23 protein-coding genes and 1 tRNA gene are annotated in these 20,907 nt (G+C 57.6%); 8 read left to right on the top strand and 16 right to left on the bottom strand.

Going from position 1 to position 20,907, the window contains the following annotated elements:
- Positions 1 to 28 precede the first annotated feature (28 nt).
- Positions 29 to 622 (top strand): hypothetical protein, encoded by a 594-nt coding sequence (locus JK202_RS01915; protein WP_211557532.1) that lies wholly within the window; start codon positions 29 to 31, stop codon positions 620 to 622.
- Positions 623 to 755: 133 nt separating this feature from the next.
- Entirely contained in the window at positions 756 to 2,639 is a 1,884-nt protein-coding gene (locus JK202_RS01910; protein ID WP_211557530.1) for an OPT family oligopeptide transporter, read from the top strand.
- A 27-nt stretch (positions 2,640 to 2,666) separates the two neighbouring features.
- Here the strand turns inward: JK202_RS01910 and JK202_RS01905 are convergent, their stop codons facing one another.
- From JK202_RS01905 to JK202_RS01895, 3 genes are all read right to left on the bottom strand, one after another.
- A complete protein-coding gene (locus tag JK202_RS01905) occupies positions 2,667 to 3,224 on the bottom strand; it encodes a hypothetical protein (RefSeq protein ID WP_211557528.1) in 558 nt (185 codons plus the stop codon).
- A 215-nt stretch (positions 3,225 to 3,439) separates the two neighbouring features.
- On the bottom strand, positions 3,440 to 4,012 hold the full coding sequence (locus JK202_RS01900; RefSeq protein WP_211557526.1) for a cob(I)yrinic acid a,c-diamide adenosyltransferase: 573 nt from the start codon (positions 4,010 to 4,012) through the stop codon (positions 3,440 to 3,442).
- 20 nt (positions 4,013 to 4,032) lie between these two features.
- Positions 4,033 to 4,623, bottom strand: a complete 591-nt coding sequence (locus tag JK202_RS01895; protein WP_211557524.1) for a DUF4142 domain-containing protein — start codon at positions 4,621 to 4,623, stop codon at positions 4,033 to 4,035.
- Between the two features lie 115 nt (positions 4,624 to 4,738).
- Here JK202_RS01895 and JK202_RS01890 point away from each other — a divergent pair, with 115 nt between their 5' ends.
- Entirely contained in the window at positions 4,739 to 5,170 is a 432-nt protein-coding gene (locus tag JK202_RS01890; RefSeq protein ID WP_211557522.1) for a DUF423 domain-containing protein, read from the top strand.
- 6 nt (positions 5,171 to 5,176) lie between these two features.
- Here the strand turns inward: JK202_RS01890 and JK202_RS01885 are convergent, their stop codons facing one another.
- The gene (locus tag JK202_RS01885; RefSeq protein WP_211557520.1) at positions 5,177 to 5,509 is read right to left on the bottom strand and encodes a hypothetical protein; all 333 of its coding nucleotides are present in this window, start codon (positions 5,507 to 5,509) and stop codon (positions 5,177 to 5,179) included.
- A gap of 89 nt (positions 5,510 to 5,598) precedes the next feature.
- On the opposite strand from JK202_RS01885, the gene JK202_RS01880 reads away from it, so the two are divergent.
- Positions 5,599 to 6,120: a thioredoxin family protein gene (locus tag JK202_RS01880; protein WP_249199554.1), complete on the top strand. Its 522-nt coding sequence runs from the start codon at positions 5,599 to 5,601 to the stop codon at positions 6,118 to 6,120.
- Between the two features lie 42 nt (positions 6,121 to 6,162).
- Here JK202_RS01880 and JK202_RS01875 read toward each other — a convergent pair whose 3' ends face one another.
- The 12 genes from JK202_RS01875 to JK202_RS01820 all read right to left on the bottom strand — a co-directional run bounded on the left by JK202_RS01875 (position 6,163) and on the right by JK202_RS01820 (position 17,798).
- Positions 6,163 to 7,851, bottom strand: coding sequence for a M3 family oligoendopeptidase (locus JK202_RS01875; RefSeq protein ID WP_211557516.1), 1,689 nt, complete (start codon positions 7,849 to 7,851; stop codon positions 6,163 to 6,165).
- A 41-nt stretch (positions 7,852 to 7,892) separates the two neighbouring features.
- Positions 7,893 to 9,104, bottom strand: a complete 1,212-nt coding sequence (locus tag JK202_RS01870; RefSeq protein ID WP_211557514.1) for a pyridoxal phosphate-dependent aminotransferase — start codon at positions 9,102 to 9,104, stop codon at positions 7,893 to 7,895.
- Positions 9,101 to 10,303: a pyridoxal phosphate-dependent aminotransferase gene (locus JK202_RS01865; RefSeq protein WP_211557512.1), complete on the bottom strand. Its 1,203-nt coding sequence runs from the start codon at positions 10,301 to 10,303 to the stop codon at positions 9,101 to 9,103. Before JK202_RS01865 ends, JK202_RS01870 begins: the two co-directional genes overlap by 4 nt.
- A gap of 152 nt (positions 10,304 to 10,455) precedes the next feature.
- On the bottom strand, positions 10,456 to 11,565 hold the full coding sequence (gene leuB, locus JK202_RS01860; RefSeq protein WP_211557511.1) for a 3-isopropylmalate dehydrogenase: 1,110 nt from the start codon (positions 11,563 to 11,565) through the stop codon (positions 10,456 to 10,458).
- Complete coding sequence (leuD, locus tag JK202_RS01855; protein ID WP_211557508.1) at positions 11,562 to 12,188, bottom strand: 3-isopropylmalate dehydratase small subunit; 627 nt, start codon at positions 12,186 to 12,188, stop codon at positions 11,562 to 11,564. The genes leuB and leuD overlap by 4 nt, the downstream gene beginning before the upstream one ends.
- Complete coding sequence (gene leuC / locus JK202_RS01850) at positions 12,188 to 13,615, bottom strand: 3-isopropylmalate dehydratase large subunit (RefSeq protein WP_211557503.1); 1,428 nt, start codon at positions 13,613 to 13,615, stop codon at positions 12,188 to 12,190. The genes leuD and leuC overlap by 1 nt, the downstream gene beginning before the upstream one ends.
- A gap of 21 nt (positions 13,616 to 13,636) precedes the next feature.
- Positions 13,637 to 14,029 (bottom strand): 50S ribosomal protein L19, encoded by a 393-nt coding sequence (gene rplS, locus JK202_RS01845; RefSeq protein ID WP_041110658.1) that lies wholly within the window; start codon positions 14,027 to 14,029, stop codon positions 13,637 to 13,639.
- A gap of 24 nt (positions 14,030 to 14,053) precedes the next feature.
- On the bottom strand, positions 14,054 to 14,758 hold the full coding sequence (gene trmD / locus JK202_RS01840) for a tRNA (guanosine(37)-N1)-methyltransferase TrmD (protein ID WP_211557501.1): 705 nt from the start codon (positions 14,756 to 14,758) through the stop codon (positions 14,054 to 14,056).
- The gene (rimM, locus tag JK202_RS01835) at positions 14,755 to 15,297 is read right to left on the bottom strand and encodes a ribosome maturation factor RimM (RefSeq protein WP_211557498.1); all 543 of its coding nucleotides are present in this window, start codon (positions 15,295 to 15,297) and stop codon (positions 14,755 to 14,757) included. The genes trmD and rimM overlap by 4 nt, the downstream gene beginning before the upstream one ends.
- Before the next feature lie 28 nt (positions 15,298 to 15,325).
- A complete protein-coding gene (rpsP, locus tag JK202_RS01830; RefSeq protein WP_211557497.1) occupies positions 15,326 to 15,673 on the bottom strand; it encodes a 30S ribosomal protein S16 in 348 nt (115 codons plus the stop codon).
- A gap of 40 nt (positions 15,674 to 15,713) precedes the next feature.
- Positions 15,714 to 17,141 (bottom strand): signal recognition particle protein, encoded by a 1,428-nt coding sequence (gene ffh, locus JK202_RS01825; protein ID WP_211557495.1) that lies wholly within the window; start codon positions 17,139 to 17,141, stop codon positions 15,714 to 15,716.
- A 129-nt stretch (positions 17,142 to 17,270) separates the two neighbouring features.
- A complete protein-coding gene (locus JK202_RS01820) occupies positions 17,271 to 17,798 on the bottom strand; it encodes a Spy/CpxP family protein refolding chaperone (RefSeq protein WP_249199552.1) in 528 nt (175 codons plus the stop codon).
- A gap of 218 nt (positions 17,799 to 18,016) precedes the next feature.
- On the opposite strand from JK202_RS01820, the gene JK202_RS01815 reads away from it, so the two are divergent.
- The 4 genes from JK202_RS01815 (at position 18,017) to JK202_RS01800 (ending at position 20,834) form a co-directional block, all read left to right on the top strand.
- A tRNA-Ser gene (locus JK202_RS01815) sits at positions 18,017 to 18,106 on the top strand.
- A 136-nt stretch (positions 18,107 to 18,242) separates the two neighbouring features.
- Positions 18,243 to 19,385, top strand: a complete 1,143-nt coding sequence (locus JK202_RS01810) for a phage integrase central domain-containing protein (RefSeq protein WP_211557493.1) — start codon at positions 18,243 to 18,245, stop codon at positions 19,383 to 19,385.
- Between the two features lie 524 nt (positions 19,386 to 19,909).
- The gene (locus JK202_RS01805) at positions 19,910 to 20,473 is read left to right on the top strand and encodes a hypothetical protein (protein WP_211557491.1); all 564 of its coding nucleotides are present in this window, start codon (positions 19,910 to 19,912) and stop codon (positions 20,471 to 20,473) included.
- A 133-nt stretch (positions 20,474 to 20,606) separates the two neighbouring features.
- Positions 20,607 to 20,834, top strand: a complete 228-nt coding sequence (locus JK202_RS01800) for an AlpA family transcriptional regulator (protein WP_211557489.1) — start codon at positions 20,607 to 20,609, stop codon at positions 20,832 to 20,834.
- Positions 20,835 to 20,907: the final 73 nt, after the last annotated feature.

Here is a 20,907-nt window from a genome sequence, read left to right as displayed (position 1 = left end):
GGCCGCTTTGTGGGAGTTTCTTCAGCTGATGCCAGCCATCCGGCGCTTCGCCTCGCCCCTGTTTGCTCCGGCTTTTGCCTTCGTGGCACTTTCGAGTCTGGCCGGCTGCGACGAATCCAACCCGAGTTTCTTCGCACCCGCCTGTCCGGCGCTCGATATTCCGGGTTCGGCAGCGGACCAGTTTGTCTATGACGGCAAGAGTGCGGATATCGGCAGTCTCGTGAGTCACGCTCAGATCGCCTCCCTTTCCGGGGACTGCGAGCGTGGCCCGGATGGACCGCACGGCCACCAGACCGTCCGTACGCGCTTGAGTCTTGCGATGAACCTGACCCGTGGGCCAGCCGCAACCAGCAGCATGATCGACGTGCCATATTTCATCGTCATCATGCGTGACGGCAAGATCGTGGACAAAAAAGTCTTTACTGACAGCTTCCGCTTCCCGGCCAATGTCAGCACACAGTCGGTTCGGACCAACCTGCGACTGATCGATCTTCCCGGCAGCGAAAACATGATGCAGGAAAATCCATACACGCTGGAAATCGGCTATCAGCTGACCCATGGCGAGCTGGGCTATAACCGCGAGCATCTCACTCCGGTCGCATTCCACAGCCACACCCAGTAAATAAAACGTCAGGCCTGACAGACCTCAGACAAAAGCGGCAATCCGTTCCACGATAACGGTTGCCGCCTGAACGGCCCGGCATGCGGACAGAGCAGAATGTTCTGTATCTGCCATCATTTCGGAACAGAAATACATGGACAGTCGCGAACTGACCCTCCGCGGGATTATTCTCGGAGCCCTCATCACAGTCGTATTTACGGCAGCGAACGTCTATCTGGGTCTGAAGATCGGACTGACCTTTGGCTCGTCCATTCCAGCTACGATCATTTCGATGGCGGTCCTGCGTCTCCTGGGCGGCGGGACCATGCTGGAAAACAACATGGTCCAGACCCAGGCCTCCGCAGCGGGCACCCTGTCCTGTGTGTTTGCGGCGTTCCCAGCCCTCATCATGGTCGGGTACTGGCATGAATTTCCATATGTCATCACGCTCCTGCTAACCATGGCGGGTGGCATGACTGGTGTTGTCTTCACCATCCCGCTCCGACGCGCGCTTGTGAGCAATTCCGACCTGCCCTACCCCGAAGGAACAGCCTGCGCAGAAATTCTACGCGCTTCATCGCCAGAGGGAGATGCCAGAAGCCTGCGATCACTGACGCTGGGCACAATCATTTCAGGCGTGATTGCCTTTGCAACTTCGGGACTACGTCTCCTGTCAGACGGTTTTTCTGCCGCAACCGTTGTCGGGTCGTCAGCCTTCCGCCTGAATGGAAGTTTCTCGCTTGCCCTGCTGGGCACCGGATACCTGGTCGGGATCGGCGGCGGGATCGCCATGTTGCTCGGCGTAATACTGGCCTGGGGCATCATGGTGCCGGTTCTGGGTCATCTTGCCCCTTCAGCCACCCCACTGGCTGAAGCTACAGGTCTCTGGCTGCACAAAGTCAGGTTCATCGGCGCCGGAACCATTGCGGTTGCTGCAATCTGGACATTGCTGGCTCTTGCACGGCCAGTGGCGCAGGGCCTTAAAGAAGCTCTCTCCGTCACTCATCTCGCAACCGGCGATGACAGCGACCGCGATCTCTCTCCCAGAACGCTGATCGGCCTGTGTGCCGGGCTTGCAATTCTGCTTGCCGGACTGTTCGCCTATTTCCTGTGGCCCGTCATGCCGCATGGTGGTGCACTGGGGACCCTGATTTTGATCGGCCTCATCGCCTGTTTCGGACTGGGCTTTCTGGTCGCGAGCGCCTGTGGCTACATGGCTGGTATCATCGGCTCGTCATCCTCGCCAATTTCCGGCGTTGGAATCATTGCGATCATTGCGATTTCAGTCGCCCTCTGGGGACTGGAGAGCGGCGGCCTTCTCACGGTCGGGCAGCGCCCGGTTGCCATTGCTTTCGGGCTGTTCGTCCTGTCCGCAATCACGGCATCGGCAGCCGTTTCAAACGATAACCTTCAGGACCTCAAGACCGGCCAACTCGTTGGTGCAGCCCCCTGGAAGCAGGAGATTGCCTTGCTGATCGGCTGCGCGGTCGGTGCGATCGTCATCCCCTGGGTGCTTCAGGTCCTGTATCAGGCTTATGGCTTTACCGGCGCCATGCCGCGCGCGGATATGGACCCGTCACGCGCCCTTGCCGCGCCACAACCCGCACTGATGGCAGCCATCGCAACCGGCATTCTGACTCACCAGCTTGACTGGCTCATGCTGGAAATCGGAGCGGCACTTGGCGTGGTTCTGGTGGTGCTGGATATTGTGCTGCACCGCCGTAATCTGGCCCTTCCGCCGCTGGCCGTTGGTATGGGAATCTACCTTCCGGCAGATGTCTCCGTCACAATCGGCATTGGCGCCGGGCTTGGATGGCTACTGCGGCGTTTCCCCAAAGAACAGGGAACAATGATCGCATCAGGCTTTATCGTGGGAGAAAGCCTGATCGGCGTTGCTTTGGCGGCAATGGCGGGAGCTACAGGAAGCGCCGATACGCTGGCACTTCCTATACCAGCCCTGCTCAATGCCGGGCTGGGTTGGGCTGTCTTTTGTGGGGTGCTGCTCTGGTTCGGGCGGCAGGTCAAACAGTCACAGTAAGCATAAGTGAAACGTGAAGGCCTGTGATCAGGCCTTCACCCACCACTGCACAGGCTCCTGTTCGGAAACTTCTGTTCCCGCCATCTCTACAGCTTCCGGAGCAACTTCCTTGCGGGGGCGCCCGACCGGACGGGGCGTACGACGGGCCGCTTCGGCAGCCTGTTCGCGCGCCTGATGCAGAGAAGCCTTCAGCGTCTGGATCGCATCCTGGTTTTCACGCAGCTCGCGGTTCAGTTCCGTAATCTGGATCTTCGCATGAGCTTCGCGCGTTTCGAACGCCTTGAGCTGGGACCTGATTTCCATCAGGCTCCGCTCGGCTTCTTCCCACCGACGCTGCTCGCGCTTGACCGACTGCCGCAGGCGCTCGATTTCTTCTTGATCTTCCTGACTGGGATTGCGCGCGGCAATTCCGCGGCTACCCTGATGTTCGACCACCACCTGTCCGTCACGAACAAAACGTCGACGACGCTCGGGGGTAGCAGTGACAGGCCGCGATTTGGGAGCGCGGGAAGATGCTCCTGCACCCAGACGGGCCAGAGCCTGCCGCAGCTTGTCTTCTTCGTTAACCTGATGCTCGTCCTGCATTCTGTATTTTTCAACCAATATGATATTTGTAGATTTTTCCCCTGCGGGACAGGTCTGCCGAAAGACAGAAAGGCTGACCGGGCGTCAGCCCACTCAGCAACGACATGTCCTGACAAGGATATGAAAAGTCGACTCGCCTGGAGGATCTCCAGCGTTCTGACCCGATTTTCCTAGCACTTCATGCGTGCTCTGTCATCAGGGTAATGGCCGCATGCTTATATTTTCTTCTGATTCCAACGTCCCGGAGACCAGAGAATATCCGTTTCACCATGATTATTGGCATGACGGGCAAGAACAAAGAAGTAATCAGACAGTCTGTTGAGAAAACGAAGCGCTTCTTTGGGAGGCTGCTCCAAAACGGCAACCCGACGCTCGGCACGGCGCGCCACCGTTCTTGCAAGATGCGCCTGAGCTGCAACAGCGCTCCCCCCTGGCAGGATGAAACTTCTGAGTTCCTGCTGGTGTTGGCGCATGTCTTCAAGTCTGGATTCAAGCCAAATGCTGGCTTCTGATGTCAGACTGGGTGCCCGCTCGGGGTCAGGCAGACAGAGATCTGCGCCCAGATCGAACAGACAGGACTGGATCTGCCGAACCTCGCCTTCAAGTCCGGCAGTCCGGGGATCCTGCACCAAGGAACAGCACAAAATCCCCAAATGGGCATTGAGTTCATCAACAGTTCCCATCGCCTCGATACGGTCAGACGACTTGGAGACACGCGTCCCGTCTCCAAGTGATGTCTGTCCCCCATCTCCACCACGGGTCACAATCCTGTCGATGCGAATGCTCATGCTCTAACCAGTTTCTGTTTTCAGCGGTTTCGTTTGTGTTTTGCATGATGGCTGATCGTGTGATCACCCATCAGGTCATGCGCCCGGGACGTGTGATCTGTCAGCATCTTGTCTGTGTCCGAAGCAAGCGTCTTCACGTCAGGCGTGCCCCCTGAGGCCTTGGCCGTCGTAATGGCCTTACCCAGATCTGCTGTCCGCGTGCTTACGACATCACGCAGGAACATGCGATCGAAGGCTGCCCCGCAAAGGTGGGAAAACGAATCGACGTGCTCCTGATCGGCTGCATCGATCTTGGCGGCTAACGTCAGGTTGGCATCCGATGCAATCTTGGCTACGGCCTTCTGGTTGGTCGTGTGGTCACCCTGCACGGTTGTCGCAAACGCTTTGATTACGTCGCTGTTGCTGTGAGTTGCGGCAAGCGTCGCAATGGCAATCTGGGTCTGATCCATTTCGTCGACCTGCTGGATGAACGCTGCATCCCCCGTGGTCAGCTTGTAAGTCGAGGCCACACTCGGAAGCGCAGGCGCCGGCGGTGCATCAGGAGCATTACAGGCAGCCAGACCAGCAATAAGGCCAGCGGACAGGCACAGGCGGAGATATGAAACAGTCATCGAAGCTTCCTTTTTCAAACGCGCCTGCCCCAAAGAGACAGGCCGCGACAGACTGACAATCCACTCATGACAGTCTCTCATTCGCTGTTCAGACAACACATGATACATTCACGGCATGTCCGCAAATCCTGTCCGCTCCAATATGCCCGATCTGATCCGCGGAAGTTTCGTTTTCGCCACCCTGTCCGCCGCAGCGGGCGTCATGCTGGGGGCACTGTCCGCCCACCTTCCGGACCGCCTTTTTGCCGTTCCGAACGGCCGGGACATGCTGCATTCTGCTGTTGAAATCCAGATGTGGCATGCGCTGGGGCTTTGCATACTCTCTTTAAACGCAGCCCGCCTGTCGCCAAAACTGATCCGGCTTTCCTGTCTGTGCATGGCGATAGGCATGGTTCTGTTCTGCGTACCAGTCACCCTGCTCGCGCTCTTCAACCTGAAACTTGGTTCCATATCAATCGGACGGATCGCGCCTTATGGCGGCACGATGCTCATGATCGCCTGGTGTCTGGCTGCTGCCTCGGCTTTGAGGCGTCCCTTCCCGCGCTAGAGCCTGTCAGCTCCAGCGTTTCCTGATTCGCTGGAAAACAATCAGTCCAATAAACTGTATCGCGAGCGCAAGCAGGAAGCAGACAATCATAATACCGGTCAGAATCAGCTGTTCCCGCCCAAGGCCTGATTCAATATGGAACAGGCTGTAGAGCTCCTGCCAGGCTGATGTGCCTGCCACATGCTGCGCAAGTTTGATCGCCGGCTGCCAGAAGCGGAATATCGACGCGAATGCGAGCGTCAACACGACGAGGGTTGCAGTGCGGATCAGGGTTTCCGTTACACTGACCTCACGCTGAGAAGTCGCTTGCGGACGTGCTGATGGTTTTTTCAAACGCATGACCTTTCATGGAAATTGGGCTTTAATCATCTGTTCTCGTCTTTCTGCGTTATGGCATGCAGAGGACAACATCAATGAAAGCCTTTTTCATGCGCCGTTCCCTTCTTGCCGCTGCCGGCCTCGGTCTGGCGCTCACCGCAGTTCTGCCGGCACAGGCCGCATCTACTGTGCCAGCCGTGCCTGCCCCTCAGTTGACCGAAACTTCAGCCCCTCCTGTCGCCACACCCTATCCAGACACAGCGGTCGCTCGTGAGCAGGTAGCGCAGGCCTTTGCTCTGGCACAAAGGACCCATCGCAAGGTTCTGCTGGATTTCGGCGGCAACTGGTGCCCGGACTGCAAAATGCTCGGCGGCATTTTTGCCCTGCCCGACGCCGCACGCTGGCTCGATAGCCAGTTTGTCGTGGTCCCGGTCAATGTCGGACGCATCAATACCAATCTTGACCTGGCTGCACGTTACGGCGTGACCATCAAGGCAGTGCCGACCGTCATCATCGTGACACCAGACGGTCACGCCCTGAATGGCGACGGATCGACTGCTCTGGGCAATGCCCGCAGTATGTCCCCGCAAGCTGTTCTGGACCTCATTTCCAGTTGGAACAAACGCGGATAACGCATTGAGGCTCCGGCTTTTTTCCGGAGCCTCATCCCATATTCAGAGGGCGAGCACCTGCTCGGCTTCATGCACGACTTCTGCCAGAACATCGGCCTCGAACGGAGAGGTCAGCCCGGCCTCAGAGACAAGCTGCGCGAACGGCTTTGAGCCGCCTTCAGCGCAAAGCTTGCGATAGGTTTCCAGTGTCCCTTCCCGATCAAGACGTGACCCCAGCCAGAGCTGCAACGCACAGCACTGCGCCAGTGCATAATCGATGTAATAGAACGGCAGCCGATAGATATGGAGCTGCGCCTGCCAGCGTCTACCCTTCGCCGGATAAGCCAGATCGCCCCAGTCCCTCCACGGCATATAAAGCTTTTCAAGCCGCTCCCAGGTCTGATGACGCTCTTCGGACGTCATCTCCGGATGCGCGTAAACCTCATGCTGAAAGTGATCCACACACACGCCATAAGGGAAGAATGACAGGGCATCGATCAGATGCATCCGACGATAGCGATCCGCCGCACCGTCCTCAACCAGTTCGCCAATCTGCGGCCAGGTCAGGAACTCCAGTCCCATCGAATGAATTTCGGCAGCTTCCATGGTCGGCCAGAGCTGGTCGATCCACGGCAGGTCACGGCTTTTCCAGTTCTGGAACGCATGTCCCATTTCATGCGTGAAAACGCCAATATCATTATGGGTGCCGTTGAAATTGGCAAAGATGTAGGGCGTTCCAACCGTTGGGAAGGACGTGCAGAAACCGCCCCCTGCCTTGCCGTCTCGGTTCTTCAGGTCGAGATAGCCCAGATCCCGCATCTGCGCGTAAAAATCTGCCATTTCGCCTGATGGATCGAGGTCACGGAACATACCCTCCGCGCGCGCCACCAGAAGATCATGATCGCCCGCAGGTCCGGGATTTCCCTGCAGGTCAATCAGGGCCTCATCCCACGCCATCACCTTGTCCCAGCCCATTTTAAGGCGTCGGCGCTCCATGAGCGAACTGATCAGCGGGGTGACATAGGCCAGAACTTTCTCGCGAAATGTCGCAACCTGCTCGGGACCGTAATCTGTCCGCCGCATCCGACGGTAACCCAGTTCGATATAGTTTTCGAAACCAAGCGTCTTCGCCATCCGGTCACGCAAAGCGACAAGCTTGCCGTAAAGAGCATCGAGCTCCGTACCATTTTCCTCGAAGAACGCCCAGCGCGCCGCCTCGGCCGCATGGCGAACATCCCGATCCATCCCTTGAAGGTAAGGCACAAGCCCGGACAGGTTAAGCGTCTTGCCATCAAAGGGGATTTTCGCAGCAGCCAGAAGCGCCGTGTACTCTCCGGCGAGACGCGCCTCTTCTTCAAGATCCGTGCTGATGCGCGGATCGAAAGTCGTCGTGTCAGATTCCCAGAGCCGGACGACATGTAGCGTGACGATGGCCTCAAGGCCTTCGCGGTCGGGATCGGCCAGAAGGCGCTTCTTGACGGTCACCTCATGATCGGTCGCGACCGGGGAGAGCCGGTCTGCATAGTCACGACCAGCCTTCGCAGCTTCATCCTGCGTATTGCGCGAAAACTGCAGATGCACATGCGACGCCCACGACTCATACTCGCGCCGGATAGCATCAAAAGCGTGTAGAGCTTCCACACGGTCGCCGGCATCAAGCAGGGACGCGATGGCGTCATAACGGGCCTTGAGAGACTGTTCGTCAGGCCGGGGGAAAGACAGTTCGGAGAAGGGAGGGATTGTCTTCGTCATGGCCCAATTCTGCCATTCCCACGCCTTTGCGTCCATGCCTGTCAGGCAGGTCGGATATCACCCACAAACTGCGCGATACGGCGGCAGGCCTCGACCAGCTGCTCATCCGAAGCCGCAAAAGACAGACGCAGATACGGACTGTATCCGAAGGCCGAACCCGGCACGGTCGCAACATGCGCCTCGTCCAGAAGCGCCTCCGCAAAAGCCACATCCGTGTCGAGCACGCGTCCCTGCCCCGACGTTCTGCCGATCAGAGCCGCAATGCCCGGATAGGCATAGAACGCACCATCCGGCACCACACAGGTCAGGCCGGGCACCTTCTGCAACATACCCACGACCAGACCGCGGCGGCGTTCATAGGTCTCCAGCATTCGGGCGATCCCGTCGGCATCGCCATCCAGAGCGGCGACCGATCCGGCCTGCGCAAGCGTGCAGACGCCAGACGTGGAATTACCCTGAACCGCCACCATGGCCTGGATCAGCGGAACCGGCCCACAGGCGAACCCGACCCGCCAGCCCGTCATGGCATAAGCCTTCGCCATGCCGTTCACGATCAGGATACGGTCTGCCAGATCCGGCGCAACACTCAGCAGCGACAGGTGCTTCTTCCCGTCGAACGTCAGATGCTCATAGATCTCGTCGCTCATCACCAGAACATGCGGCGCCGCGCGCAGTACATCCGCAATGGCTTCCAGATCCTGCCGTTCGAGGATGGCACCGGTCGGATTGTTCGGGAAATTCAGGACCAGCCATTTCGTCTGCGGGGTGATGGCCTCGCGGATCGCTTCAGGATCAGGACGGAAACCATTTTCTTCCCGACAGCTGATCTCGACCGGAACCCCGCCAAGCATCCGGGTGATCAACGGATAACTGACCCAGTATGGTGCCGGGACAATGACCTCGTCGCCGACTTCCAGCGACGCCATCAGCGCATTGAAGATGACCTGCTTGCCACCATTCGCAACCATGATCCGATCGGAGGTGACGTCCAGACCGTTATCCCGCCGGAATTTCCGGATGATGGCCTCAATCAGCGGCTTCTGACCCGGGATCGGCGGATATCCCGTATCCCCGGCCTTTGCCGCCGCATAAGCGGCTTCGATCGCTTCGGGAGGCGACGGAAAATCCGGCTGCCCCAGCGCTAGAGATATGACGTCCGCACCCTGCGCCTTCAGTTCACGCGCACGGGCCGCCATGGCGATCGTTGCGGGACGGGGAAGATCGGCCAGACGGGAGGCTATGGTGAAGCTCATGAAAGCCCCTGACAGAACGTCTGGATCCGGGTGCAGGCTTCCATCAGAAGCTCCGTGCTGGTCGCATAGGAAATGCGGAAATAGCCCGGCGTGAGAAAGGCCGTACCATGCACCGCCGCAACCCCTGTTTCCTCCAGCAGAGCCGTCACAAAGGCTTCGTCACCATCAATCAGGCGACCACCTTTGCTGGTCTTGCCCAATGTTCCGGCGATGGACGGGAAAGCATAAAATGCGCCTTCAGGAAGAGCACAGCTCAGACCCGGCGCCTCATTCAGCATCCCGACCACCAGATTGCGGCGTTCCTGATAGACCGCGACCATTTCCGAAATGAAAGTCTGCGGGCCGGATACGGCTTCCTGGGCTGCGGCCTGGGCAATGGAGCACGGATTGCTCGTGCTCTGCCCCTGGAGTTTGACAAGCTGCCGTGTGAGTTCAACAGGCGCTGCTGCAAACCCGATCCGCCAGCCTGTCATGGCATAGGCTTTGGACACACCATTCATCGTCACAGTGCGTGAACGCAGACGCGGTTCGACCTGTACAATGGTTTTGGCAACTGCCCCGTCATACAGAAGCTTGGCGTACATATCGTCCGTCAGGATCCAGATATCCGGATAGTCCAGCAGCACATCCGTCAGCGCCTTGAGCGCCTCGGTATCGTAAGCCGCACCTGTCGGATTGCAGGGCGAATTCAGACAGAGCCACTTTGTACGCGGCGTAATCGCGGCACGAAGTTGATCTGCCGTCAGACGAAAACCGTTTTCCGCTGCCGTCTGGATGATGACGGGGGTTCCATCTGCCAGCGTCACGATATCAGGATAGGAGACCCATGCCGGTGCCGGGATAATGACCTCATCGCCCGCATTCAGCGTGGAGACCATGACATTGTAAATAACCTGCTTGCCACCCGTTGAGACGCAGATTTCCTCAGCTTTGTAGTCGAGATCGAAATCTGCGTTCAGACGCGCCGCTACTGCTTTGCGCAGTTCAAGCGTCCCCGCAACGTCCGTGTATTTCGTCTTGCCTGCTTCGATGGCCCGGATCGCTGCCCGCTTGATGAAGTCAGGCGTATCGAAATCTGGCTCACCTGCCGAAAGGCTGATGATATCGCGCCCCTCGGCTTTCAGGGCGCGCGCTTTCTGGGTCACGGCAATCGTCTGGCTGGGGAGAATACGGTTCAGACGGTCGGCAATAAAAGACATGACAGGTTTCCGGATCATTTTGGCGGCATGATCCTAAACGCGTTCCTACAGCTTTGACCACAGCTCACCTGGCTCAGTTCAACAAAAAAGGCGCCTCCCTGACAGGAAGACGCCTTGATGCCGACAGTATCGGAAAACCAGAACAGGAAAACTCAGGCCAGCTTTTCCATTTCACGAAGAACCGCCTGCCCCATCATTTCAGTCCCAACTCGCGCCATCCCTGGCGACATAATGTCACCGGTACGCAAGCCCGAAGCCAGAACATTGGAGACTGCCGTTTCAATCAGGTCCGCGTCCTCAGCACGATTGAGCGAATAACGCAGCAACATCGCAAAAGACAGGATCTGCGCCAGCGGATTGGCGATCCCCTTGCCTGCAATATCCGGCGCACTGCCATGAATCGGCTCGTATAGAGCATTGCGCTTGCCATCGGCGCGAACCGGACCAAGCGTTGCAGACGGCAGCATTCCGAGCGAGCCCGTTAGCATGGACGCCAGATCAGACAGGATGTCTCCAAACAGATTACCCGTCACAATGACATCGAACTGGTTCGGATCACGTACAAGCTGCATCGCGCAGTTATCGGCCAGCATGTGGGAAAGCTGAACGTCAGGATATTCGCGTTTGTGAATGTCCGTTACGACTTCCTTCCACAGAAGGCCGCTCTCCATGACATTGCACTTCTCGACCGAACACACGCGGTTGTCGCGCTTGCGGGCCAGATCGAAAGCAACGCGAGCCACACGCTCGATTTCAGAAGTCGTGTAGACTTCCGTGTTGATGCCGCGGCGCGAACCGTCCGCCAGCGTCTCGATCCCACGCGGTTCACCGAAATAGATGCCGCCAACCGTCTCACGGACGATCATCAGATCCAGTCCACGCACCACTTCAGGCTTCAGCGCGGACGCATCGATCAGGGCATCAAACAGCTTGGCCGGACGCAGATTGGCGAACAGCTGCAATTCCTTGCGCAGCTTGAGGATCGCAACTTCCGGACGCTTGTCAAACCCGACATGGCTCCAGGCCGGATCACCGACCGAACCAAACAGCACTGCATCAGACTGGCGAGCCAGTTCAACGACTTCATCACGGATCGGCACGCCATGCACGGCAAGCGAAGCTGCACCAACGAGTTCTTCCGTGATTTCAAGCTTCAGCCCGCGATGTGCACTCATCCAGTGCACAATCCGCGCGACTTCGCGCATGACTTCCGGGCCGATCCCGTCTCCGGCCAGAACCAGAAGCTTGTGTGCGTCGCTCATTTTGCAGTCCCTATGGTAATTGACGGCACCCAGGCACGGCTGGGACGATGCTCAAAACTGCTGATTTCGGCATCATGCGCCATGGTCTGTCCGATATCGTCCAGCCCTTCCAGCAGCATGTGGCGGCGGAACGGATCGACCTCAAACGCAATGGTCTCGCCATTCGGACGCACAATGACCTGCCGCTCCAGATCGACCGTCAGACGCGAATTGGAACCCTGACGGGCATCGTCCATCAGCTCGTCGCAGATCTCGCGCGGCAGCGGGATCGGCAGGATGCCGTTCTTGAAGCAGTTATTGAAAAAGATGTCGGCAAAGCTGGGTGCAATGACGCAGCGGATGCCGAAGTCCAGCAGGGCCCAGGGGGCATGTTCACGCGAGGAGCCACATCCCAGATTATCATAGGTAATCAGGATTTCGGCATGCCGGTACGGCTCCTGATTGAGCACAAAATCCGGCTTTTCGTTACCATCGGCGTCATAACGCTGGGCTGCGAAAGCGCTCTTGCCCAGACCGGTCCGCTGGATGGTCTTGAGGAAGCGGGCCGGAATGATCTGGTCCGTATCGATGTTCTCAGTCGGCATCGGAGCCGCAATGGCGGTCAGTTCCGTGAATTTGTCCATCAGACGGTCTCCCTCACCAGTTCACGCACATCGCACAGATGCCCTGTAACGGCAGCAGCAGCAGCCATTGCGGGTGAACAGAGATGCGTGCGGCCATCCGGGCCCTGACGACCCTCGAAATTACGGTTGGATGTCGAAGCGCACCGCTGACCCGGCGTCAGACGGTCCGGGTTCATTCCCAGACACATCGAGCAGCCTGCTTCTCGCCATTCAAAACCGGCATCAAGGAAAACCTTGTCCAGCCCTTCCGCTTCAGCCGCATGCTTCACCAGACCGGAGCCCGGAACAACCATGGCGCGAACGTTCTCGGCCACGTGCCGTCCGCGGACCACATCCGCAGCAGCGCGCAGATCTTCCAGACGGCTGTTGGTGCAGGAGCCGATGAACACGACATCCACAGGCGTCCCGGCAATTTTCTGCCCGGCTTCAAGCCCCATATAGTCCAGCGCACGCTGGATCTGGGCCGCACGGGCCGGATCGGCAACGTCCGACGGAGACGGCACGGAACCGTCGATCGGCAGCACATCCTGCGGGCTGGTGCCCCATGTGACGGATGGGATGATCTCTTCAGCGGCGAGCGTGACTTCGGTATCGAAGTAAGCACCCTCGTCAGATGCCAGACTGCGCCAGTAGTCACAGGCCTGCTCGAACGCTTCACCCTTGGGGGCGAAGGGACGGCCCTTCACATACGCAAACGTCGTCTCGTCAGGGGCCACAAGCCCCGCACGCGCGCCGCCTTCGATGGACATGTTGCACAGCGTCATACGGCCGGCCATGTCCAGATCACGGATCGCGGATCCTGCAAATTCAATGACATGCCCGGTGCCGCCAGCGGTACCGATCCGGCCGATGATGGCCAGCATGATGTCCTTGGCGGTCACGCCGGGGCCGACCTTGCCCTCGACGGAGACTCGCATGTTCTTCGCGGGCTTCTGCAGGATCGTCTGGGTCGCAAGCACATGCTCGACCTCGGACGTGCCGATCCCGAACGCCAGCGAGCCAAGGGCTCCATGCGTGGAGGTATGGCTGTCGCCGCAGACGATCGTCATTCCCGGCAGCGAAATACCCTGCTCAGGCCCGACGACATGCACGATGCCTTGCGATGCGGAGCGCAGCGGAAAATAGGGAACGCCAAATTCGGCGACATTCTTCTCAAGCGTTTCGATCTGGAGGCGGCTCTGCGGCTCCTCGATCGGCTTGGAACGGTCGGACGTGGGGACGTTGTGGTCCACCACGGCCACCGTGGCATCCGGACGACGCACGCGACGCCCGGACAGCCGCAGACCTTCAAAAGCCTGCGGGCTTGTCACCTCATGGACGAGGTGCCGGTCGATGTAGAGGATGCACGTCCCGTCCTCGAGACGTTCGACGACATGATCGTCCCAGATCTTGTCAAAAAGGGTTCTGGGCGAATTGGTAACGGGCATCCTGTCTCTACTCCGAACGGTTTAGGAAGCGGCCTTGCTGTCCGCCTTCGGCAGATCGCGGGGACGCTCGGCAATACGGGCGGACTTGCCCGAACGGCCACGCAGATAATACAGCTTCGCGCGACGCACCTTACCGCGACGCACGACTTCGATGCTGGCGATCGACGGTGCGTACAGCGGGAACACGCGCTCGACGCCTTCACCGTTGGAGATCTTGCGAACCGTGAAGTTGCTGTTCAGGCCCTTGTTGGAACGGGCGATAACAACACCTTCGAAGCTCTGCACACGCTCACGCGTGCCTTCAACAACGCGGACGCCAACGCGGACCGTGTCGCCTGCAATGAACTCGGGAACAGCGCGGACGCCGGAAAGACGCTCGATCTCGCGCGCCTCATACTGCTGGATAATGTTCATGACCAAACTCCTGAAAACAAAACTTCAATGGACCTGCTGTCGTGCCAGATACGCATCCCAGAGGTCCGGGCGGCGCGCCTTCGTGACGGCGATTGACTGTTCATGGCGCCAGCGGGCGATGGCGCCATGGTTGCCGGAGAGAAGAATGTCGGGCACGTCCTGCCCCTCCCACACTGCCGGCTTGGTATACTGTGGATATTCAAGAAGCCCGTCGGCGAAGCTCTCGTCCTGACCGCTGACATCCGATCCCATGACGCCGGGAAGGAGACGGACACACGCATCCAGAAGTGTCAGGGCGGGAATTTCCCCCCCCGACAGTACGACATCGCCCATGCAGAGCTGTTCGATATCGTGCTTTTCCAGAACGCGCTCATCCACCCCTTCGAAGCGACCACACAGAACCACGACCCCCGGCCCGGATGACAGACGCTCCGCATCTTCATGCGACATGCGCCGTCCCCGCGGTGTCGGATAGACAACCGGACGGCCATCCAGCGCGGGAAGCGCCGAGAGGGCCGTATCCAGAACATCTGCCCGCATCACCATGCCGGCTCCGCCACCAAAGGGCGTGTCATCCACGGCCCGGTGACGCCCCAGTCCGTGCTGGCGCAGATCATGCGCCTCACAGGACCAGATCCCCCGCTCCAGCGCCCGGCCCGCAAGGGAAAACCCCAGCGGCCCCGGGAACATGTCGGGGAAAAGGGTCAGGATGTCCGCGCGCCAGCTCATGCCCGCACCTGGACCTCGCCGGACAGATCTCCCTCAACCTCGACTTCAACGGGAGGGATGAGAACCACTTCCCGTTTTGCAAGGTCCACGCGGGGCACGCAGGCCAGTGTGAACGGTACGATCAGCCCACGATCCACTTCGAGGCTGACGCCCGCGCCGTAATCGTGAACCACCGCAACCGTTCCCAGGACTTCCCCGTCTTCCGAGACCGCCGTCATGCCGATCAGATCAGCATGATAGAACTCGTCGTCCCCGGTTTCCGGAAGAACGGTGCGCGGAACATACAGCTTGACGTTGACCATCCGTTCGGCAGCCGTACGGTCAGGAAGATCCTGCCTATCGGCATCCGTCAGGGCAGCCACGCCTGCTGAAACCCAGCGCGCCGTCCACGCCTTCCCCTGCCCGTCATGCAGCGCACCCAGCATCTCGACCGTAGCCGGATCGTCTGTGGCAGCATGAAGATGCACCAGACCGCGAACACCGTGCGGGCGACCGACGGTGGCAATCAGGACATCACTGTCAGGGTTGAAGCGGGGCACGTCTCGGACTTCCTGAAAAACAGCTTAATCAGGCTGCGGCAGCAGCGGCGGCAGCAGCCTTGGCGCGCTCCTGAGCCTTTGCCTTCGGAGCGGACTGCTTCGGCTGCTCGTTGTAGGTCGGCTTCGGAGCCAGGCCTGCATTGCCGAGGAAGCGGGCAACGCGGTCCGTTGCGAGGGCGCCGTTGGACAGCCAGTGCTTGATGCGCTCGTCAACGAGACGGATACGGTCGGCATGGTCAGCCGGCAGCATCGGGTTGTAGGAACCGACCTTCTCGATGAAACGGCCATCGCGCGGGCTGCGGCTGTCGGCAACAACGATGTGGTAGTAGGGACGCTTCTTGGCACCTGCACGTGCAAGGCGGATCTTGAGGCTCATGAAATACTCCTGAGAGACAGACTTGTAAAAACGGGACGGATCAGGCGAAAGGCGGGCGTCCGCCGGGTTTACCCCCGGGGCCACCCATGCCCTTCATCAGATCCGCCAGACCTCCTGCACCACCCATGCCGCGCATCAGGCCACCAAGGCCCATCTTGCTGATGCGTTTCATCATGGTGGACATGTCGTTGAACTGTTTGAGCAGACGGTTGATCTCCGGAACCGTGGTTCCCGAGCCTGCCGCGATGCGCTTTTTGCGGGACGCCTTGATGATGTCCGGCGTCTTGCGCTCCTGCTTTGTCATCGAGGAAATGATGGCCTTGTGACGCTTGAAGATCGACGTATCGAGCTCCTTGTCACCCAGCATATCCTTGATCTTTCCCATCCCCGGCATCATGCCGAGAATACCGGAAATCGAGCCCATGCGGTTGATCTGGTCGATCTGGGAGACGTAGTCATCCAGATCGAACTTGCCCGCGAGCATCTTCTTGGCGACGCGCTCACCTTCCTCGTGATCGAGGGTTTCGGCGGCACGTTCCACCAGCCCGGCAACGTCACCCAGACCAAGAATACGGCCGGCAACACGTTCGGGATGGAATTCTTCAAGCGCTTCAAGGTTCTCACCCGAGCCGGTCAGCTTGATCGGCGCGCCTGTGATGGCCTTCATGGACAGGGCCGCGCCGCCACGGGCATCGCCATCCATACGGCTCATGACAACGCCGGTAATGCCAACAGCCTCGTTGAAGGCCTTGGCCGTGTTGACGGCGTCCTGACCGGTCATCGCGTCAACGACCAGCAGCGTCTCAGCCGGTTTGGTGAGCGCGCGGATTTCCCGCACTTCATCCATCAGGGCTTCATCGATCGACAGACGCCCCGCCGTATCGAGAATAACGACGTCATAGCCTTCAAGACGCCCCGTCTCGAGGGCACGTTTCGCGATCTGGACGGGAGACTGCCCGGCGATAATCGGCAGAGCCTGAACGCGACCTGTCTTGGCGTTAACGCGCTCAGCCAGCTGCTGGAGCTGGAGCTGCGCGGCAGGACGCTGGACGTCGAGACTGGCCAGCAGGACTTTCTTGCTCTCGCGACCAGACAGCCGCAGGGCAATCTTGCCTGACGTTGTTGTCTTGCCAGAGCCCTGAAGGCCCACCATCAGCACCGGAACCGGCGGATTGGCGGACAGATTCAGCGGAACAGCCCCTGCCCCACCAAGCGCGTCGATCAGCGCATCATTGACGATTTTTGCAACGGCCTGACCGGGAGAGACGCTTTCCAGCACCTCATGGCCCACAGATCGCTCACGGACCTTGTTGACGAAGTCCCGCACCACAGGCAGAGCAACGTCTGCCTCCAGCATGGCGAGACGTACTTCACGCATGGCCTCGGTGACATCAGCCTCCGAGAGCTTTCCATTTCTGGAAAGGCCTTCGAGGACACCGGACATCTTGCCTGAGAGTTGATCGAACAACGGGTCACCTTAAAAGCAAACAGAAAAACGCCACTGCGCGAGTCTTCGCGAGGTGGCGTGTCCGGAAACAGGAACGGTCTATCCCCTTGGCGCCGAAGCGTCAAGCGATAGACGCAGAGGCCGCAGCTTTCAGGGCATATCGTCCGGTTCACCCTCCGGGGGCGGCCCCATAAGAGCTTTCATCTGCTCATGAAGCGCCTTGATCTTGTCCATCGTCTCTTTGGCCTGCTGACGCTGTGCAGGTGTCAGCAGATCATGGAGCTGCTCCATAGTCTCCAGATGAAGAGCCGAGACCTTAGCCTTGATCGAGTCTTCCTGCTTGCCGAGATCCGCAAGCGTGGCACGGTCCAGATCGCCGACTGCATCAAGGGCATCATGGATTTTGCCTTCAATGACATGTCCTTCAAGACGCAGCGCATGCTCATCCTGATGGGCCTTTTCGAAAATGGTTTTGAGCTTTGCCTGCTGGGCAGCCGTCAACGTAATGCCTGGCGGAATAGGAGGCATCATATGACCAGGACCGCCATGCGGGCCTCCCGGCGGATGTTGCCCTCCACCGGGAGCATGATGCCCTTCAGCCGAAGCCGTAAGAGGAGCCGCTGCCAGACCGAGGGCAGCAATGACAGGAAGAAAAGCGACAGGACGAAAAATCGTCATGGACGTCATATCCTTGAAGGTTATGGCAGCCGGAGACGCACACAGCGCCTCCATGCATTCCTAGATGGCATGCTTCAATGTTGCTGACCTCCCCCTCCTCCGTTTCAAAGAGTAAGGCTGCAGAATATATGTAACACAGCGACTTGACGGACGATGCCTCCCGTCGCATGAAGCATCCCGATCCGAACAGAATCTTTCAGAAATGAAGACTGCCGGATGGAGAGGTGGCCGAGTGGTTTAAGGCAGCGGTCTTGAAAACCGCCATACGTGAAAGCGTATCGTGGGTTCGAATCCCACCCTCTCCGCCACTTACCCTTACAATCAAGTTTTATAGCGTCGCATAATTCGCAGAACTCTGCGGGTATCTGCTATTTTCTTGTTGCATGCCGACTCATCAAATCGCATTGTATCCCACACCTCGCGTGGTATGGAGTGTGGGAATAAATGGGAAGGCTATCAGCCACGGCCGTAAAGGCTGCCAAGGAGCCTGGACGCTACGGAGATGGCGACGGGCTGTATCTCGTGGTGACCCCATCTGGAAGTAAGTCGTGGGTCTGCCGCGTCCAGAAAAACGGTAAGCGACGCGATATCGGGTTAGGCAGCGTCAAAAAGGTGCCCTTAGCACTTGCACGAGAGCGGGCAGTCAAAACCCGAATGCAGGTCGAGGTCGGAATTGACCCCGTCTTGGAGCGCCGCAAAGAGGCTGGCATTCCCACATTTCGCGAAGCCGTCCTCCAAGTCTTTGCCGAAAACAAGACGACTTGGAAAAATCAGAAGCATCGCGCGCAATGGCTCTCAACGTTGGAGCGTTACGCGTTCCCCATCATTGGTGACCTCTCAATTGGCGAGCTAGACGGTCATCATGCGCGTGACGTCGTTGCCCCTATATGGTTGGAGAAACCAGAAACAGCTCGGCGGGTCCGTCAGCGGATTGGTAGCGTCGTCGATTGGGCAATCGGAAAAGGATACCGCGCGCTCCCTTTGCCTTTGGCGGCTATGGATAAATCCCTCCCTAAGGTCAAAACGAAGCCCGTTCATCATGCGGCGCTACCTTACGCGGAAGTCCCAAAATTTTTTGCCTTCCTTCAGTCAGGGGAGTCGATAGGCCGCCTCGCACTCTCAGCGCTGATCTTAACAGCCGCACGCTCTGGCGAGATCCGTGGAGCGACTTGGGACGAAATTGATTTTGAGAATGCGCTCTGGACCATCCCTGCGGAGCGCATGAAGGCCGGACGGGAGCATGTGATCCCCCTTTCTCCACAAGCACTCTCTATTTTTCAAAAAGCGGCTCGGTTCCGTGAGGCCCGCAGCCCGCTAGTTTTTCCAGGACAGAGGGCCGCCAAGCCTCTGTCCGATATGACCCTGACCAAGATCTGCCGAGACGCCCAGATTGACGCTGTCCCGCATGGCTTTCGATCATCGTTTCGAGACGGGGTTGCTGAAGAGACGACATTTGACGGCGATATTGCCGAAATGGCTTTGGCTCATGCCATTGGCAATAAAGTCGAGGCTGCGTATCGGCGTGGTAACCTATTGGAAAAAGGGCGCATTATGATGAATTCTTGGGGATCTTTTTGTGAAAAATAGTAGAAATTTAGATATTGTTAATGTCGAATTGTTGAGAGTCTGTGCCGCGAAATTTATAGACCCAGATAATTTTCAGAAAATATTGGAAGAATTTGATCTAATCGCCAATCTTTTTCGAAAAAGATTTTATTATGTTATCTATTTTTCCTTGTTCATTACAGCAATTCCGTCTGTTTTTATTATTTATAATTTAGATACAACATCACGAAGTTTATATTTTACTATTTTAATTTATATGTTCTGCATGTCGATATATTCAATTCCTTATTTTTTATTGAATTTCTATATCCAATGGCATTTGAGTTTCTCCAATTCCTTCCTTTCAAGAAGAATATACAATTTTGAAATTCCTAAGCGCCTGACGGTTTTCTTCGATTTATTAAAAACTGAGCAAATTCGGGTTTATCCTCAGTGGATGAAGCCCCGTACGAACCAAAGTGCTCTACGGGCCATCTTTGGTAAAAGAGGCGTGACACTAGAGCCCCCCCCTTACAGGAGAGGCTTTTAGCAGCAGACTGCTTCCGTTGCTTCTCTCGTCCCGGAAAAGCGATTGGGGATTTTGCGCGATTAAAGGGTACCGCTCTCTTGGAAAAGGGCCGCTCTATGTTCCATTTGAGCCAGCCGCTCTGAGTGAAAGTCCGGATCTAAGCGGTGATATGCCTCAAAATTCTACTGCGGGATCTCCCTCAGCTGCTGCCTTACCCGTGCAACGTCACGAGCATTGGCGGCATGATATTCATCCTGAGTTTCGAGAAATTTTCTGCGAAAAACTCTTTGATTACCTGAAATGGACAGGAACAAAAGCCGCAATCGGGAAAATAGGCGTCATGGCGGCCTTGACGCGCACAGAATACGTCGAAAACCAAGGGCATCGGGAGATGGTTCAAGTTCTTGTGACAACAGCTACTGAAGAGATCGAAAAACAAATGTCTCCAAAAAAAATCGACGATATCTGGCCGCGCGACCAGAAAAATCCAAACTTCACTTTGGTTATGACGCAGATTCTAGGGTTCGGAAAAAAAGGTGTGTCTTATGATCGTGTTCGAGCTGTCCGAGATACATTACGTTTGCAAGCTCAAAGACAATAAATATAACATATTGTTTTATATAAATTTTTTCTTTCTCTGCGCAATTTTTTGAGTTGAAAAAACGAAAAGCCTCGTAGTTTTTCAAAGGCCCCGTTTAGGTGGAATCGTTCTCAACGAGCGAGGAAACGCCATCATGAAACACCCTGTGCCCACTCTGCTTTTGACGATGGAGGAGGTTATGCGGCTGAGCGGTTATCGTAGCCGCTCGTCCATCTATCGTCTTGTCCGTCGCGGACTGGCGCCGCCGCCTGTACTCATTGGCAGCGGCCGCGTCCGCTGGCGCGCAGCGGACATCGAGCAATGGCTCCAGGCTCTTCCGGTCCAGCTGGAGAGAGTGAGCTCGTCCGAGCCAGCAGCTTAAACACGCCTTCGGGCCATTTTCTTAAAAGTTGAACATTTTAATTTCGTGCCGGCTCGGTACGTGAACGGTTTCG

The organism is Gluconobacter sp. Dm-62, assembly GCF_018256155.1.
Taxonomy (GTDB): domain Bacteria; phylum Pseudomonadota; class Alphaproteobacteria; order Acetobacterales; family Acetobacteraceae; genus Gluconobacter.
This window is presented reverse-complemented; position numbering and strand designations above follow the sequence as displayed.